Origin of the sequence: Corynebacterium pseudodiphtheriticum DSM 44287 (genome assembly GCF_000688415.1) — a bacterium.
In the GTDB taxonomy this organism is placed as follows: domain Bacteria; phylum Actinomycetota; class Actinomycetes; order Mycobacteriales; family Mycobacteriaceae; genus Corynebacterium; species Corynebacterium pseudodiphtheriticum.
Genome location: NZ_JIAH01000009.1, coordinates 152,419 through 166,950, shown reverse-complemented (window position 1 = coordinate 166,950; position 14,532 = coordinate 152,419). Strand labels below are relative to the sequence as shown.

Sequence of the window (14,532 nt, the reverse complement as noted above, 5' to 3'; positions counted from 1 at the left end):
CCACCGACTATGCCGAAAACACTGCTGGTCACCAACGATTTCCCTCCGGTAATCGGGGGGATTGAATCATATCTACGGGATTTTGTTTCCCTGCTGGACCCCAACGAGATCATCGTTTTTGCGCCCACACGGGATAAAGCTGCCTGCGAGAGCTACGATGCGCAGCTAGATTATCCCGTGATTCGCTGGCCACACCGCCTGTTACTGCCGACGCCGCGTTCGGCAAAGAAACTCCGCGAAATCATCCGCACCCACGACATCGACACCGTGTGGTTTGGTGCGGCCGCTCCCCTGGCCTTGTTGGCAAAGACCGCGAAGCAGGCTGGCGCCAAGAAGGTCATTTCCACCACGCACGGCCATGAGGTCGGCTGGTCCATGATCCCGGGAGCACGCCAGGCGCTGCGCGTGATCGGCAACAACTCTGACGTGCTGACGTATATCTCGTCCTACACGCGCCGTCGGCTGGAAAAACCCTTCGGTAACCGCCCGCGGTGGGTGCATCTGCCTTCCGGGGTCAACGCGGATAATTTCGGGGTGGCGAGCCCACAGCGGCAAGTGGAGGCGAAGCAAGCCTTTGGCATTGCCGCGTCCGCGCCGACGATCGTGTGCATTTCGCGTTTCGTCCCACGCAAGGGCCAGGACAAGCTATTGCGGGCGTTTCCGGTGTTGCGTCGGCAGTTCCCGGATGTGCAGCTGATTTTGGTGGGCCGTGGGCGTTCGTATCGGCGCCTGGAAAGGCTGCGAAAGAAATACGCTCCCGATGCTCTGTTGCTGAACAACACGGATTATCAGCAGAACCAGGTGCGTGTCGACGATGCGTTGGCTGCCGCGGATGTGTTCGCCATGCCTGCCCGCACGCGCGCGGGAGGACTGTCCGTGGAGGGGCTCGGCATCGTCTATTTGGAAGCGCAGGCGTGTGGCATCCCGGTGGTCGCGGGCAGCTCCGGCGGGGCGCCGGAAACCATCACCGACGAGACCGGCGTGGTAGTCAACGGGCACCGGGTGAGCAGCATTGTGCGTGGCCTACAAGGCTTACTTGCCGACGCCCAGTTGCGCTCTGAGATGGGTGCTGCGGGCAGGGCGCACGTCGTCAAGAATTGGAACTGGGATTTGCTGGGTGCGCGGCTGAAACAGGAACTGCGAGAAGTGTAAAGCGGCGTTTCCCACTGAACGGCTGAGCAGCCACTTAGCGGCCACTTAGCGGCCAAGTGCACCAATGGCGATGACGTTCACCCCATTGAGGCGCCGATAAGACATCCCAACGCCGGTGATCGTGCCTACGGTAATCAGGTTTCTGGTGATCAGGTTTCTGGTGATCAGGTTTCTGGTGATCAGGTTTCTGGTGCGTTTTTACAAATAGGCTCGCTGAAAACGACCTTTTTTAGTCCCTATTTGCAAAAGTGCACCATCTGTCAATACGGGGCACCGAAAAACGGCGAAAAGAGGCTTCCCCGGGGTAAGGAAGACGGTTAAGGAGGCGTAGCGAGGGTCAACGGACCAACAAAGCTGGGGTAATAGACAAAAAGTGTGTCCCCATTTTCAGCATACGAGCCGGTTAAACCATCTAAATCGAGGGTGTCAGGAATTTTGTGTGTGAGGCTCTGATCTAGAAGGAGTTTCACCGATAATGACTACTGTGTCACCGAAGAAAAGCCATGCCCCGGCAAGGGTCACCGAAATCAGCGAGAAGCTGATGGAAAAACCTTGAGCTCGCCCGCTTGATCGGCGAGCTATCAACGTCCACAGATGACGCCAGCGAACTGGTCAAAGGTCTGTTGCAGGCTTCGATTAACGCTGGTCTGCAGGCAGAGATGGATGAGCATTTGGGCTATGGTCATTCCGACCGTAAGGCGAAAGTCCAGGTCGAGACCGCTCACGGAAGCAATCACCGCAACGGGGCGTATACCAAGACCGTCAATTCTGGGTATGGCACAACCGCCAACTCGATGAAGATCATGAGTCTTCTTCATCCTGAAACAACAAGAACGTTAGCTTCATGAATACCACATGACTAATCGCTAATGGCGTAGCTACCCTGGTGGCGATCCACATCTCAGCTACACGGAAATCAGCACCGACCATCACGATACTGAAATAAGCCAAAAAAGCAATCACAAAAACACAGAAATATTTTCTTGTTCGAAAAGTTATATTATATTTACTGTAGTAATTTACATAAATAACCACCAGAGCAGAGGGAACCCCAAACAAGATCCCCATAACAGTGGCAAATAAAAGCAATCCAGGCAGGGTCACCATCTAATTGTTCTCTTCGAGCTCATTTGCGGCTTCACTAGGAATTTCTGATAATAGTTTTTCAATAACACTATCAGGAATCTCCTCCATCGTGGTTGGATCCTCCAGATTAACGAAAGGAATTTCTTCAGGGTTCCATTCGTTCAGCACTTCATCAGGATCAACATAAATAGTATCAGGAGAAGGCTCATAGGTCGCTTCATCAGCCCTCTCAGGTGAACGATTTTGAGCCGACCCCACTGCTTTATCCGCAGTTATATAATCAGTCTCAGCATCATTAAGCTTTCCTTGCAGATTTTTAGTAAAAATTGACCAAGAAATCCGAGCAACGCTTAAAGAATTAAGAGGTCCGAGTTGCGAAGCTTTTGACATTGGCCCCCATGCCTTAACCCCAAGAAAGATCCGATTTGAACCAGCAGCTCCCCAACTGGGAGCATGATAGAATTTAAAGGAAATAATTCTATCCGCACCTTCAACATGACCTGGTAGAGATTTTAATACGAATCCATCTTTAGAAACCGAAATTACTTCTACTGGCTGACCTCCAGCAGGTGTTTCTAGTTCGCATCGATCACCCACTGATATTTCTTGCCCGCAACCAGTAAAAGTAAAATAAGCACTCAGGTTTTGAGTAACCTCAGCAGCAACAGATTGCGCTGTCCAGCGCTTACCCGGAGGGAAAATATTAAAAGCTAAGCTATACCCTCCCCACCCAGAAGTATCACCTTCAGGTAGGCTAGCTTTTTTCGGTGCAACGCACTGTATATTCAAATTCTGGAATTTCAGATTCCTGTCCTCGGGATCAGAAAAAGACGGGGACCTGTCATAGGTCAGTGAGCATCTGCTGCATCTGGGCGATCTCGGCCTCCTGGTCGTTGATAATTTGTTCGGCCAGGGTGATCGCATGGGGATTCTGGCCGTCAGCAACCTCGTCACGGGCCATGTCGACCGCACCTTCGTGGTGGGCGGTCATCTGCTCCAGGTAGAGGCTGGCAGCCTCAGTGCCCTGGGCTTCCTCAAGGGCTGTCATGTCCTCCTGGCTCATCATCCCGCTCATGCCACCCATCTCTCCGTGATCCATTCCACTCATCTCGTCCATGGTCCCCATGCCCCCAGAGTCGGTGACCGGCTGCTGGCCCCAAGCCTCGAGCATGGCGTTCATCCGGTCAATCTCCGGTCCCTGGGCGTCAATAACCCCCTGGGCAAACTCCACGACCTGGGCGGGGATACCCTCCTTAGCCAGGAGCATCTCACTCATCTCCACGGCCTGCTGATGATGGGGGATCATCATCTGGGCAAACATGATATCCGCGTCGTTGTGATCGGCGGAGATCTCCCCGTCCGTCTCAGTCGTCGCCGTGGTGGTCTCGGTCATCTCAGCGGTAGTCGTCGCAGTTCTGGTGGCCGAGGTGGTGGCGTCGGTGTTGCCTGACTCGGTGGCCTCACCGCAGGCGGCCAGCGCCAGGGTGGAGGCCACGGCGAGAGCGGAAAGAACAAGGGTGCGCTTCATGGTGGAGCCTTTCAAAGTCATATGGGGGCAGTGGAGAGAAGTGGTGGATCAGTGGATGGCGGTGGATGCTGGAGTAGGCGTGGTGTGTTCCTCCTTCGACTCGGTCGGAGCCAGGTGAGCCGGCTCCAGATCAATGCGGCGCAACAGCTGGGCGTTCAGGGCCACCACGATGGTCGAGGCAGACATCAAGATCGCGCCCACGGCCGGGGACAGCACGAACCCGATCGAGGCGAGCACTCCGGCGGCCAACGGCACGGCGAGGATGTTGTAGCCAGAGGCCCAGATCAGGTTCTGGATCATCTTGCGGTAGCTGGCCTGGGACAGCTCAATCATCGACAGCACTGCCCGCGGGTCATCACTGGCTAGGACCACCCCGGCAGATTCCATGGCCACATCCGTGCCGGCACCGATGGCGATACCGACGTCCGCGCGGGTCAGAGCGGGGGCGTCATTGACACCGTCACCGACCATGGCCACGCTCAAACCCCGGTCCTGCAGCTGCGTGACCTTGGTGTCTTTGTCCTGGGGCAGGACCTCGGCGAAGACCTCATCAATGCCTAAGTCCTGACCGACGGCGTGGGCCACCTGCTGGGCGTCGCCGGTGATCATCGCTACCTTCACCCCGCGGTCCTGCAGGGCTTTCACGGCGGCACGGGATTCGGGGCGGATCTTGTCCTCGACGGCCACCGCACCGATGATCTGACCGTCGCGGAGAATATGAAGCACACCGGCCCCACGCCCGGTCCAGGCGCTGGTGGTGTCGGTGAGCTCGGCCGGGGTGGTGAGGTTGAACTCGCGCAGCATGTTCGGCCCGCCCACGAGGATCTCAGCGCCATCGACAGTGGCCCGGACCCCCCGGCCAGAGGCGGCGCTAAAACCAGTTGCACGGATTTGCCGACGGGAAGCCTCGGGATGGGCGGCCGCGGCCGCCACGATGGCGCGGGCCACGGGGTGCTCGCTGTCGGCCTCCGCGGCGGCGGCCAGGGCCAGCAGCTCGCCCTCGGTGACGCCGACAGCTGCCGCGACACCGGTGACCGCGTGCGCACCCTCGGTCAGGGTGCCGGTTTTGTCGAAGAGCACCACGTCGATGGTGCGCATCCGCTCGAGCGCCATCCGGTCCTTGATGAGCACCCCGGATTTCGCGGCCCGCTCGCTGGAGATCGCAATGACCAGCGGAATCGCCAGGCCCAGGGCGTGCGGACAGGCGATGACCAGCACCGTGACCGTGCGCACCACGGCATCGTCCGGGCTGCCGATGATGGCCCACACCACCGCGGTGATCAGAGCGGAGATCAGCGCGAACCAGAACAACAACGCCGCTGCCCGATCCGCCAGGGCCTGGGCCCGGGAGGAGGACTCCTGGGCGTCGGCAACCATGCGTTGGATCCCGGCCAGGGCGGTGTCCCCACCAGTAGCCTCCACCCGGATGCGGACGGTGTTGTCGGTGGCCACGGTACCGGCGACCACCTTGTCACCGGTGTCGCGGAAGACGGGACGGGATTCGCCGGTGATCATCGCCTCATCGAATTCGGCGGCTCCGTCGAGGATGGTTCCGTCGGCCGGCACCCGGGCACCGGCCCTCACCAGCACGACGTCGTCGACGACCAGCTCGGAGATGGCCACGGTGCGGGTGGTCCCGTCGATGACTTTCTCGGCCTCATCCGGCAGCAGGGCAGCCAGCGCGTCGAGCGCGGAGGACGCGGCCCCGAGAGCGCGCATCTCCAGCCAGTGGCCCAGCAGCATGATGGTCACCAGCAGGGCCAGCTCCCACCAGAAGTCCAGGTCAAAACCGCCCAGCCCCAGAGTGGTGACCCAGGAGGCGACAAACGCCACGGTGATGGCCATGGCGATCAGGAGCATCATCCCGGGTTGGCGGGATTTCAGTTCTTTCCATCCGCCCTTGAGGAAAGGCGTTCCGCCGTAGACGAAGATGATCGTGCCCAGCACCGGGGGGATCCAGGTGGATCCGGGGAATGCCGGGAGGTGGTAGCCGAGCAGGTGGGCGACCATGGGGCTGAAAATAACGACGGGAATGGACAGAATCAGCGACCACCAGAAGCGGTCCCGAAACATTGCGGTGCTGTGTCCGGCGTGTTCGCCGTGACCATGAACGTGGTGGTCTGTTTCCGGAGCGGGGTGATCACCATGGTGATCGCCGGAATGGTGGGGAGTGCTCATGACGTTCCTTTCGCTCAACCCGGTCGGGGTCGAGATGATGGGTAAAACTGATCAGGATAAAACGGTGTAGCCGGCCTCCTCGATGGCCCGGCGAACCATCTCCGGAGGTACGACACCGGTGACCGTGACGGTGAAAACACCATCAGCAGCGAGATCAATCTGGACGTCGTCGACCTGAGGGAGGACCTGAAAGGCCTGGGTCACGCTTTTCGCGCAGTGCCCGCAGGTCAGGCCGGTGACCTGGTAGCTAGGGGAGGACCCTCTTGCTGACGAGTCGCTGGCGGCAGGGATGGAGGCGGTGTCGGCACGTGAGGCAGGTCCGCAACAGCTGCAGCCGTGGGAGGCCATCGGCAAGAGGCTGGGCGGGGAGGTGATCATGGGAAAGCTCCTCCGGGTCGGTGGGATGCGGCGATGCTATTCCCTAGCGTATACCCCCCTGGGGTATATTTTCAATGGGTGGAGGGCACGGCCCTCACGCGGGGCAGGGTGTGGTCACCGAGCAGCCTCCTCACTGTCGGGAGGGGACAGCGGGAGGCGGAGGGCAAACACCGCTCCACGACCGGGTCCGGGGGAGGTGGCGGTGAGAGTGCCGCCGTGGGCCTCGATCAATGCCTTGGAGATGGTCAGACCGATACCGGCCCCGCCGTTGTCCCGGCTGCGGGCGGCATCCCCCCGGTAGAAGCGTTCGAAGATGTGTCCGAGCTGGTCAGGTGGGATGCCCTCGCCGTCATCGGCGATGTGGATGAGCGCGGTGGACGCCCCCTGCCGGTGGACGCTGATCCGGACCTGCCCGCCGGCCGGGGTGTGCCGTAGCGCGTTCGACAGGAGATTGCTCATCACCTGGCCGAAGCGTTGCCGGTCCACGAGCACCCGGGCGGTGTCTGTAATGGTCCCGACCTGTAAATCGACGCCTTTGTCAGCATAAGCTTCCCCCGCGGCAGCAGCGGCGGTATGGAGCAGATCCCCGAGCCCTTCCTCCACCAGGTCCAAATCGATCCGGTGTTCCTGGGCCCGGGAGACATCGTCGATGTCTTCCATCAACCGGGTCAGGCGGGTGAGTTGGTCAGCCATGATCGTGTGGGTGGCATTATTCCAGTCCACGACCCCGTCCTGGAGGCCATCGAGGTAGACCGTGAGCACCGATAAGGGGGTGCCCATTTCGTGGGCCAGATCAGAGAGCATCTGGCGGCGGACCTGTTCGGTGCGTTCCAGCCGGTCGGCCATGGTGTTGAAGGCATGCGCCAGGGTGGTGACCTCGGGGCCTGCTTTTCCGGCGGGCACGCGGATACGGGAGTTGCCGGCCGTCAGGCTGGTAGCGGCGCGGGTGAGATCCTGCAGGGGGGTGCGCAGACGACGCGATAACCACAGGCTGGCCAGCAGGGCGCTGGTCAAGGCGGTGGGCAGGGCGACGGCCAGGGTGATCAGGTTGGCGCCCCGGTAGGCCTGCTCAGCATGGAACAGCTCCAGCGAGGGGTCCTCCCGGCCGGTCATCAACATATGATCATGGAACAGGGTCGGGCCCACCATCGTGGCCACGGCCGCGGCCACCAGCAGGCTAATCACCACGACCAACACCTGGGCGGCCAGGAAGCGGAAGGTCAGGCCGGGTCCGTGATTCATGGCTGCTCCACCCGGTAACCCACGCCACGCACGGTGTCGATAAACCCCCGGCCCTGGGTGTCGGTGCCGAGCTTGCGACGCAAGTTGCCGATGTGGACATCGACGATGCGTTCATCACCGACCCAGGTGGTGTCCCAGACCTCGGTGACCAGGTCGTGGCGGGTCAGCACCTGGCCGGGGCGCAGGGCCAGGGCAACCAGCAGCTCGAACTCCGTGCGGGTGAGCTCCACGGTCGTCTCCCCCACCCGCACCTGATGGGCGACGGGGTCAAGGATGAGGTCACCAACGATCAAGGGGGTGGTCACCTGCGGTGGGGTGGTGCTGGTGCGCGGGCGGCGCAGCACCGCATGCACCCGGGTCACCAGTTCCCGGATGCTAAAAGGTTTGGTGATGTAGTCATCCGCCCCCAGGGTCAAACCGCTGATCTTGTCGTCCTCGCTACCACGCGCGGTGAGCATGAGGATGTAGCAGTCCGAGAAGGCGCGGATCCGTCGGCACACCTCCAGGCCGTCGAGTTCGGGCAGCCCCAGATCCAGCACCACAACATCGGGGGAAAAGCGACGGGCCTCGTCCACGGCCTGGGTGCCGGTGTGCGCCTGGCGGGTATCGAAGCCGGCCCGGATGAGGTAGGAGGCCACCATCTGAGCCAGGGGTTGTTCATCATCGACGACCAGCACCCGCCCCGGGGGCGTGGCGGTGGTCGGTGTGCGGTCAGCCATAGACCCCAGTATCGCTCCGGCCAGGGGGGAATACCACCCTCGCTCAGTGCCCGGCGGGGAATCTTCATCAAATCTTCAAACATCACCCTTCGACCGCCGTCACCCCTGTGCCCCACCCCGGGCCGGCGGCATTGCCTCCCCTGGTCGGTTCAGCAGGCACCACCAGGGATTTCACTGCCTGCACCGCATACCCGGGGCGGGTAGAAGAACATCGCCCACGGCTGTGGGGTGGTGTCCCGGTGGTGACCCAGCCCACCGAATTCACCCCATTTTCGCCCTGTTGTAAGGCTGTGAGCAGGGTTTTTGATTGCTAGTCCGTCAGGCACCCGTGCTAGATAAAGGTATGGCACCGACCTTGAGGCGGTGTCTTCTCACGGTATTACCACGATCCAAGGAGATTGACGTGAAACGAGCAGCGATCGCAGCCGCCGCCCTTGCCCTCGCCCTCACGGGGTGTTCGGCCGCCGACCCGGAATCCACCGCCGACGGGACGGTGTCCCAGGATACATTCCTGACTACCCATGGCCTGGCCGCCATGGACGCGGTGGAGATCATTGATCACCTCGACCGGCAGAAGGTCACTGAGCGTCCCACGGATCTGATCGCCTCAGTGCGTGCCGATGAACTGCTGCTCTCGAGCGATGACCAGGAAGTCGTGGTCGATCTTCCCGACAATCAGACGTATGTCTCGATCGCACCCTATCTCACCTCCACCCACGACTGCTTCTACCACAGCCTCACGACCTGCCTGGGGGAACTCGACAATGAGGATATCCAGGTCACGATCACCGATGAGGCGACCGGTGAGGTGCTGGTGGACGAGGCGACAACCACCTTCGACAACGGGTTTATTGGCTTCTGGCTTCCCGATGATGTCACCGGCCTGATTGAGGTCAGCTACCAGGGGCGTACCGGCACCACGGAGTTTTCCACCACCGACGACGGTGCAACCTGCGTCACAGACCTGCGCCTAACGTGATGGCTCAGCAGGGTCCTCACCTGCGCCTGTCTCCCGTGTCACTGAAATCTTGCACCAAGGAAGGTTAAATCATGACGAACGCGTTTTCCCGACGACAGTTTCTGCTCGGCGGGCTTGTCCTCGCCGGCACCGGGGCCGTGGCCGCCTGCACCAGCGACCCTGGACCCGCTGCCTCGGCACCAGGTCCCTCCCTTCGCCCCACTCCCACCCCCACTGCGCTCGGTGAGCCGACGGTGCGCCGGACACTGACCGCCCGGCCCCTCTCTCTGGATATCGGCGGCATCGAAGCCAAGACGTGGGGATACGTCTCTGACACCGGGGATGCGGCCATTGAGGCCACCGCCGGCGACGTACTCCAGGTCGATATCACCAATGAACTGCCTGAGAGCACCTCCATCCACTGGCATGGCATCGCACTCCACAACGCAGCCGACGGTGTGCCCGGTATGACCCAGGACCCCATTGAACCTGGCGAGTCTTTCTCCTATGCTTTTGAAGTCCCCCACGGTGGCACCTACTTCTACCATTCCCACACCGGCCTGCAGCTTGATCGCGGCCTCCACGCCCCACTGATCATCCGTGACCCGCAAGACGCTGAGGATCAGGACGTCGAGTGGACCATCGTGCTCGACGACTGGGTCGATGGCATTCAGGGCACTCCCGACGATGAGCTCGACAAGCTCACCCGAATGGGTTCGGGCGACCATAACGGGAGGATGGGAATGGGAGGTCACGGCCAGATGATGCACGGCACCCCGGACCGGGTACTGGGCGGGGATGTCGGCGATGTGATGTATCCGCACTACCTCATCAACGGACGTATCCCCCGTGCTCACCGGACCTTCGAGGCTCGCCCGGGCGACAAGGCCCGCCTGCGGTTTATCAACTCCGGCGGTGACACCATCTTCAAGGTGGCCCTCGGTGGTCACCGCATGACCGTCACCCACACCGACGGCTTCCCTGTCCAGCCCTGGGAGACCGAATCAATCTACTTGTCGATGGGCGAGCGTGTCGACGTCGAGGTCATCCTCGGCGACGGCATCTTCCCGCTCACGGCTTTGGCGGTGGGTAAGGACGACCGCGCCTTCGCCGTCATCCGCACCGCCGGCGGCCAGGCCCCCCACCCCGATGTCGACTTCCCCGAATTGTCGTCCACCGGACTGCTTCTGTCCTCCCTGAAGCCAGCAGACCGTGCACTCCTGCCCGAGGGCACACCAGACCGAGAAGTCAGTATCGACCTGGGCGGGCAGATGATGCCGTATGAATGGAGCATTCTCACCGACGGCCAATCCTCCTCCGCGACCGTGCAGGAGGGCCAGCGCCTGCGGATGGTCATGCGCAACAGGACCATGATGCCCCATCCCATGCACATCCACGGCCACACGTGGGCGCTACCCGGCAGCGGCGGGCTACGCAAGGACACCGTTCTTCTCCGCCACGGTGAAACCATGATCGCCGACCTGATCGCTGACAACCCCGGTGAGTGGGCATTTCACTGCCATAACGCCTATCACATGGAAACTGGGATGGTCAGCTCGCTTCGCTACGAGTAACCCCCACAGCAGGGTTGAGTGCCGAGGTGGGCGGGGGTGTGAAGTGTCCCAGGTTTTGTTCCGTTTGAGTAGATGGGAAAATCTGGAAGATGCCGAGAAAATTTGGCAAGGATGCCCAGGATCGTGTGGTCCGTCTCGTGGAAGACCGCATCTTGGCAGAAAACATGTCGATGCAGGAAGCGTGTAAGATCGCGGCACCAAAACTAGGTGTCTCATGGCATACTGCCCGTTTAATGCGCTTGGCCGGTGTTTCAGGCAAAGGCAAAGGCCGATCACCAATCACAACGCGCACACCTCAACGTGCCGGATCTGCGCCCAGACTTGGTCGAGCGTGAATTCAAAACCCAGGGCCGAAAATAAGCTGTGGGTGGCTGACATTACGTATGTGCGCACGAAGAAAGGCTTTGTGTATGCCGCATTTGTCACCGACGTTTACTCCAGGCGGATCGTTGGGTGGGCGCTACCGGACTCGATGCGCACCAAGGCTTTGCCGCTGCAAGCACTCAATCAAGCGATTGTGAGTGCGAGGGAAACAACAGGTCTCATTCACCATTCGGATCACGGCTCACAGTACGTCAGCGTTGTCTACAACGAGAAACTTGCTGAATTCCGGATTTAATCTTCCACTGGAACGGATGGCGATTCCTATGACAATGCTTTGGCTGAAAACGTAAACGGCCCCTCACAAGAACGAGCTGATCCATACTCGCAGGTGGGATGATGTTATCGAGGTAGAAATCGCGACATTCGAGTGGGTGTCATGGTGGAACGAGACAAAATTGCATCAAAGTTTGGGATACCGCACCCCGGTCGAGGTTGAAGACGCGTTGTGGGAACAAGATGAGTCCCGGGAAACAATAGAAAATAGGGTAAATGCCTAGGAACAAAACCTAGGACACTTCACAGGCACAGATTCAACAACCGCACAAATACGAAAAGGGAAGACACTAAAGCCACGCGGAAACAGGCTCAGAAACACATCACCGTCGGGCCGACGTTCGACCCTCGTGGCAACAGTTCAGCATCTGCTGTATAGTCCAGTGCATGCTGACTATTGCTTCGCGCTTGGACGTGATGAACCGATTGGGTCGGGCGATGGCCGATCCCACCCGATCCCGTATTCTCCTGACCCTGCTGGGCGGCCCGGCCTATCCGGCCGCTCTCGCCCGGGAGCTGGAACTGACGCGGTCAAATGTGTCGAACCACCTCACTTGCCTACGGGACTGCGGAATTGTGGTCGCCGAACCGCAGGGGAGGAAGACCCGCTACGAGATCGTCGACGCCCATCTTGTCCAGGCGTTGAACTCACTGCTAGATACCACTCTGGCTGCCGACGAGAATGCCCCGTGTATTGACTCGGCATGTGACGTGCCCGGGTGCACCACCGGAGAGGGGAACAGGTAAGTGGTAACTGGTCTCCTGGGGGCGGTTGGTCTGTTTATCGCCACCAATATCGACGACATCATCGTGCTCTCGCTGTTCTTCGCCCGTGGGGCCGGCCAAGCAGGGACCACACTTCGGATCCTGGCCGGGCAGTATCTTGGTTTCGCGGGCATCCTCGCAGCCACGATTCTGGTCACCCTAGGGGCGGATGCCTTCCTGCCCACCGAGGCGATCCCCTACTTCGGGCTGATCCCCCTGGCCCTGGGGCTGCGGGCGGCCTGGCAAGCCTGGCAGGGAAACGATGATGACGACGATGACGCGAAAGTCAGCGGAAAGAACGTAAGCGCCTTGATCGTCGCCGGGGTGACCTTTGCCAACGGTGGCGACAATATCGGCGTCTATGTCCCGGTTTTTCTCAACGTGGATACCGCCACCGTTATCATCTACTGCGTCGTCTTTCTGATCCTGGTGGCGGGCCTGGTCCTGTTGGCGAAGTTCGTGGCCACCCGTCCACCGATCGCGGAGGTTCTCGAACGCTGGGAGCATGTGCTGTTCCCGATCGTTTTGATTGGCCTGGGTATCTTCATCCTCGTCAGCGGCGGTGCCTTCGGCCTTTAATAAGCTCATCCCCCATGCCCCCCCCAGGGCCTCTCTAGGTTTCCTCACCGGCGTCAACTGAACCGCCCATGAAGTTGTGAAAAACCGTTGCCTCAGGGGCTCGACCACGCTAGGGCGACAGAAATTCCAGTGGGATGCTGAGATGGGCGAACGGATTGCGGACATCCTGGGGGATACGTCATTAAGTCGAGCACGCATTGAGGCGGTCGCCGGGTCGTATCGTGCCTTGTCGATCATGGCGTCGAGGCTGTCATATGCTTTTACATTAATTCGGTGGCCGAAGGCTTCTGCTTCACCGGGGCCATCTGTGCCAACGCCTTCTGACTCTGACAGTAATTTTAAACCTGCCCTATTGGGGTGTACCTCGTCGAGGATCGCACGGGTTGTCGGAACGGAAGGCCTGCACGCGGTTCCTGACGCCAAGGCCAGGTGTAACGAAGTCTCGTACTACTAGGCCCGGATCGAGAACACAACGTCGATAAGGGCTGTACTGATCTCTTGAGGGCAGCCGCCGCGGTAGGCGGTGAAGTTTGCTTCAGGGATGTGGCGGGTTGCGGCAATGACAGCGTCAAACTGAGCCGAGGTCGTTGTCATGCCGGCGTTATCCCCGTATCAGTGGTATTTGGTACACCACAGGGTTTGGCCAGCGCGAGGCCTGCCAGGTGTTTCTGCAAGCGCTTGGCCATGGGCGGGAAGGTCGCGAACGTCAGTCCTCCCGAGATGACTGCACCGACTACAGGAATGGTTTTTGCTGCTCCCTTAGCGAAGCTCTGTTTCGTCATGCGGAAGCCGAGGTTGGCGGCAACCTTTTTAGGGTTAAACGCCAAAAAGTGTGTGCCAAACCCCGTATATCTACACCTCTAGCAGCACAAACCCCGAAATAATAAGCCCAGCAGGCATATTCCACACCAAAAACCAGAAAATACCCACACCAACCAGCTACCTGGTCAGCCAGCCCTCTACGACCAGGGTATCGATGTTGAATACACGCACTCAATCGGTATCCGGAAAGGCCAGATCTAGGGAATTGGCGACACGCCGATCAGACACACTTTTTGCTACTTAACCCGCCTTGAACGCAAAACATCCCCCGATCCGATGGACCGGGGGATGCAGGCTATGCTGTGGAGCATAGGAGAATCGAACTCCTGACCTTCTGCTTGCAAAGCAGATGCTCTACCAATTGAGCTAATGCCCCATGTTTCCGCCTGTGGGTCTAGCAGGAATCGAACCTGCGACCTCATCGTTATCAGCGATGCGCTCTAACCGACTGAGCTATAGACCCTGTGTGCGGAACGATTATGTACTTTAATACGTATCTTAGATACACACAAATCGCCAGGTCAAGCGGCATTTTTTGTAGCTTATTCGTCGACTTCCACGATCTGTTGTAGATCCACTTGGATACCACCAAACAACGCCGCTACAGCGTTGTAGATGAGCGCAAACAGCGGAGCCAGGATCGTCGCCAAGATAGCCGCCACAGCACCCACCAGAGCCGACAGAGACAGCACCAAGCCGTAGTCGATGAGCATGCCAGCCCCCAGACCGTCCATGAAGCCGTTGATGTACTCCCAGACGCCAAACGTGGCCATCACGAAGTACACCACCGTCACAGCGATCAGCCAGGCCACCAGGCCCACCAGAGACACCGCCAGGCCCACCCGAAAGGCAGATAGCGGCGAGATTCGAGTAATCGCGATGTTTCTTCCCATA

At 59.8% G+C, this 14,532-nt stretch carries 16 protein-coding genes, 2 tRNA genes and 2 pseudogenes; 9 read left to right on the top strand and 11 right to left on the bottom strand.

All coding sequences use genetic code 11. From position 1 onward, the window contains the following. Nucleotides 1-9 precede the first annotated feature (9 nt). Entirely contained in the window at nt 10-1,152 is a 1,143-nt protein-coding gene (locus tag O146_RS0108205; RefSeq protein WP_027018162.1) for a glycosyltransferase family 4 protein, read from the top strand. A gap of 475 nt (nt 1,153-1,627) precedes the next feature. After that, nucleotides 1,628-1,931: pseudogene (locus tag O146_RS12470) on the top strand (transposase); the annotation flags it as partial. A 22-nt stretch (nt 1,932-1,953) separates the two neighbouring features. On the opposite strand, the gene O146_RS12735 reads toward O146_RS12470, so the two are convergent. The 7 genes from O146_RS12735 to O146_RS0108170 all read right to left on the bottom strand — a co-directional run bounded on the left by O146_RS12735 (nt 1,954) and on the right by O146_RS0108170 (nt 8,283). Then, nucleotides 1,954-2,259, bottom strand: coding sequence for a hypothetical protein (locus O146_RS12735; RefSeq protein WP_021352488.1), 306 nt, complete (start codon nt 2,257-2,259; stop codon nt 1,954-1,956). After that, nucleotides 2,260-3,027 (bottom strand): hypothetical protein, encoded by a 768-nt coding sequence (locus O146_RS12655; RefSeq protein ID WP_155896253.1) that lies wholly within the window; start codon nt 3,025-3,027, stop codon nt 2,260-2,262. 52 nt (nt 3,028-3,079) lie between these two features. Further along, complete coding sequence (locus tag O146_RS0108190; protein ID WP_027018160.1) at nt 3,080-3,766, bottom strand: DUF305 domain-containing protein; 687 nt, start codon at nt 3,764-3,766, stop codon at nt 3,080-3,082. 48 nt (nt 3,767-3,814) lie between these two features. Further along, nucleotides 3,815-5,944: a copper-translocating P-type ATPase gene (locus tag O146_RS0108185; protein WP_021352493.1), complete on the bottom strand. Its 2,130-nt coding sequence runs from the start codon at nt 5,942-5,944 to the stop codon at nt 3,815-3,817. Nucleotides 5,945-5,995: 51 nt separating this feature from the next. Then, nucleotides 5,996-6,322, bottom strand: coding sequence for a heavy-metal-associated domain-containing protein (locus O146_RS0108180; protein WP_027018159.1), 327 nt, complete (start codon nt 6,320-6,322; stop codon nt 5,996-5,998). Between the two features lie 114 nt (nt 6,323-6,436). Continuing rightward, nucleotides 6,437-7,564: a sensor histidine kinase gene (locus O146_RS0108175; RefSeq protein ID WP_027018158.1), complete on the bottom strand. Its 1,128-nt coding sequence runs from the start codon at nt 7,562-7,564 to the stop codon at nt 6,437-6,439. Then, the gene (locus O146_RS0108170; RefSeq protein WP_021352496.1) at nt 7,561-8,283 is read right to left on the bottom strand and encodes a response regulator transcription factor; all 723 of its coding nucleotides are present in this window, start codon (nt 8,281-8,283) and stop codon (nt 7,561-7,563) included. The genes O146_RS0108175 and O146_RS0108170 overlap by 4 nt, the downstream gene beginning before the upstream one ends. Nucleotides 8,284-8,686: 403 nt before the next feature. On the opposite strand from O146_RS0108170, the gene O146_RS0108165 reads away from it, so the two are divergent. The 7 genes and pseudogenes from O146_RS0108165 (at nt 8,687) to O146_RS0108145 (ending at nt 12,816) form a co-directional block, all read left to right on the top strand. Next, a complete protein-coding gene (locus O146_RS0108165; protein WP_027018157.1) occupies nt 8,687-9,262 on the top strand; it encodes a CueP family metal-binding protein in 576 nt (191 codons plus the stop codon). Between the two features lie 71 nt (nt 9,263-9,333). Beyond that, nucleotides 9,334-10,815, top strand: a complete 1,482-nt coding sequence (locus O146_RS0108160; RefSeq protein ID WP_027018156.1) for a multicopper oxidase family protein — start codon at nt 9,334-9,336, stop codon at nt 10,813-10,815. 43 nt (nt 10,816-10,858) lie between these two features. Further along, a pseudogene (locus O146_RS13165) lies at nt 10,859-11,045 on the top strand (hypothetical protein); the annotation flags it as partial. A gap of 101 nt (nt 11,046-11,146) precedes the next feature. Continuing rightward, nucleotides 11,147-11,434: a DDE-type integrase/transposase/recombinase gene (locus tag O146_RS13240; RefSeq protein WP_208853950.1), complete on the top strand. Its 288-nt coding sequence runs from the start codon at nt 11,147-11,149 to the stop codon at nt 11,432-11,434. 76 nt (nt 11,435-11,510) lie between these two features. Next, the gene (locus O146_RS13235; protein ID WP_202974802.1) at nt 11,511-11,696 is read left to right on the top strand and encodes an integrase core domain-containing protein; all 186 of its coding nucleotides are present in this window, start codon (nt 11,511-11,513) and stop codon (nt 11,694-11,696) included. A 163-nt stretch (nt 11,697-11,859) separates the two neighbouring features. After that, complete coding sequence (gene cmtR, locus O146_RS0108150; protein ID WP_021352515.1) at nt 11,860-12,219, top strand: Cd(II)/Pb(II)-sensing metalloregulatory transcriptional regulator CmtR; 360 nt, start codon at nt 11,860-11,862, stop codon at nt 12,217-12,219. Further along, nucleotides 12,220-12,816 carry a cadmium resistance transporter gene (locus O146_RS0108145; RefSeq protein WP_021352516.1) on the top strand — a complete coding sequence of 199 codons (597 nt, stop codon included), beginning with the start codon at nt 12,220-12,222 and terminating at the stop codon, nt 12,814-12,816. Nucleotides 12,817-13,406: 590 nt separating this feature from the next. Here O146_RS0108145 and O146_RS12850 read toward each other — a convergent pair. The 4 genes from O146_RS12850 to O146_RS0108125 form a co-directional block, all read right to left on the bottom strand. After that, nucleotides 13,407-13,598 carry a hypothetical protein gene (locus O146_RS12850; protein WP_232218002.1) on the bottom strand — a complete coding sequence of 64 codons (192 nt, stop codon included), beginning with the start codon at nt 13,596-13,598 and terminating at the stop codon, nt 13,407-13,409. Nucleotides 13,599-13,941: 343 nt separating this feature from the next. Further along, nucleotides 13,942-14,014: transfer RNA gene (locus O146_RS0108135), tRNA-Ala, on the bottom strand. A 13-nt stretch (nt 14,015-14,027) separates the two neighbouring features. Continuing rightward, nucleotides 14,028-14,101 (bottom strand) — tRNA-Ile (locus O146_RS0108130). Nucleotides 14,102-14,180: 79 nt separating this feature from the next. Beyond that, nucleotides 14,181-14,531, bottom strand: a complete 351-nt coding sequence (locus O146_RS0108125) for a DUF3566 domain-containing protein (RefSeq protein ID WP_021353187.1) — start codon at nt 14,529-14,531, stop codon at nt 14,181-14,183. Between the last annotated feature and the right edge of the window lies 1 nt (nt 14,532).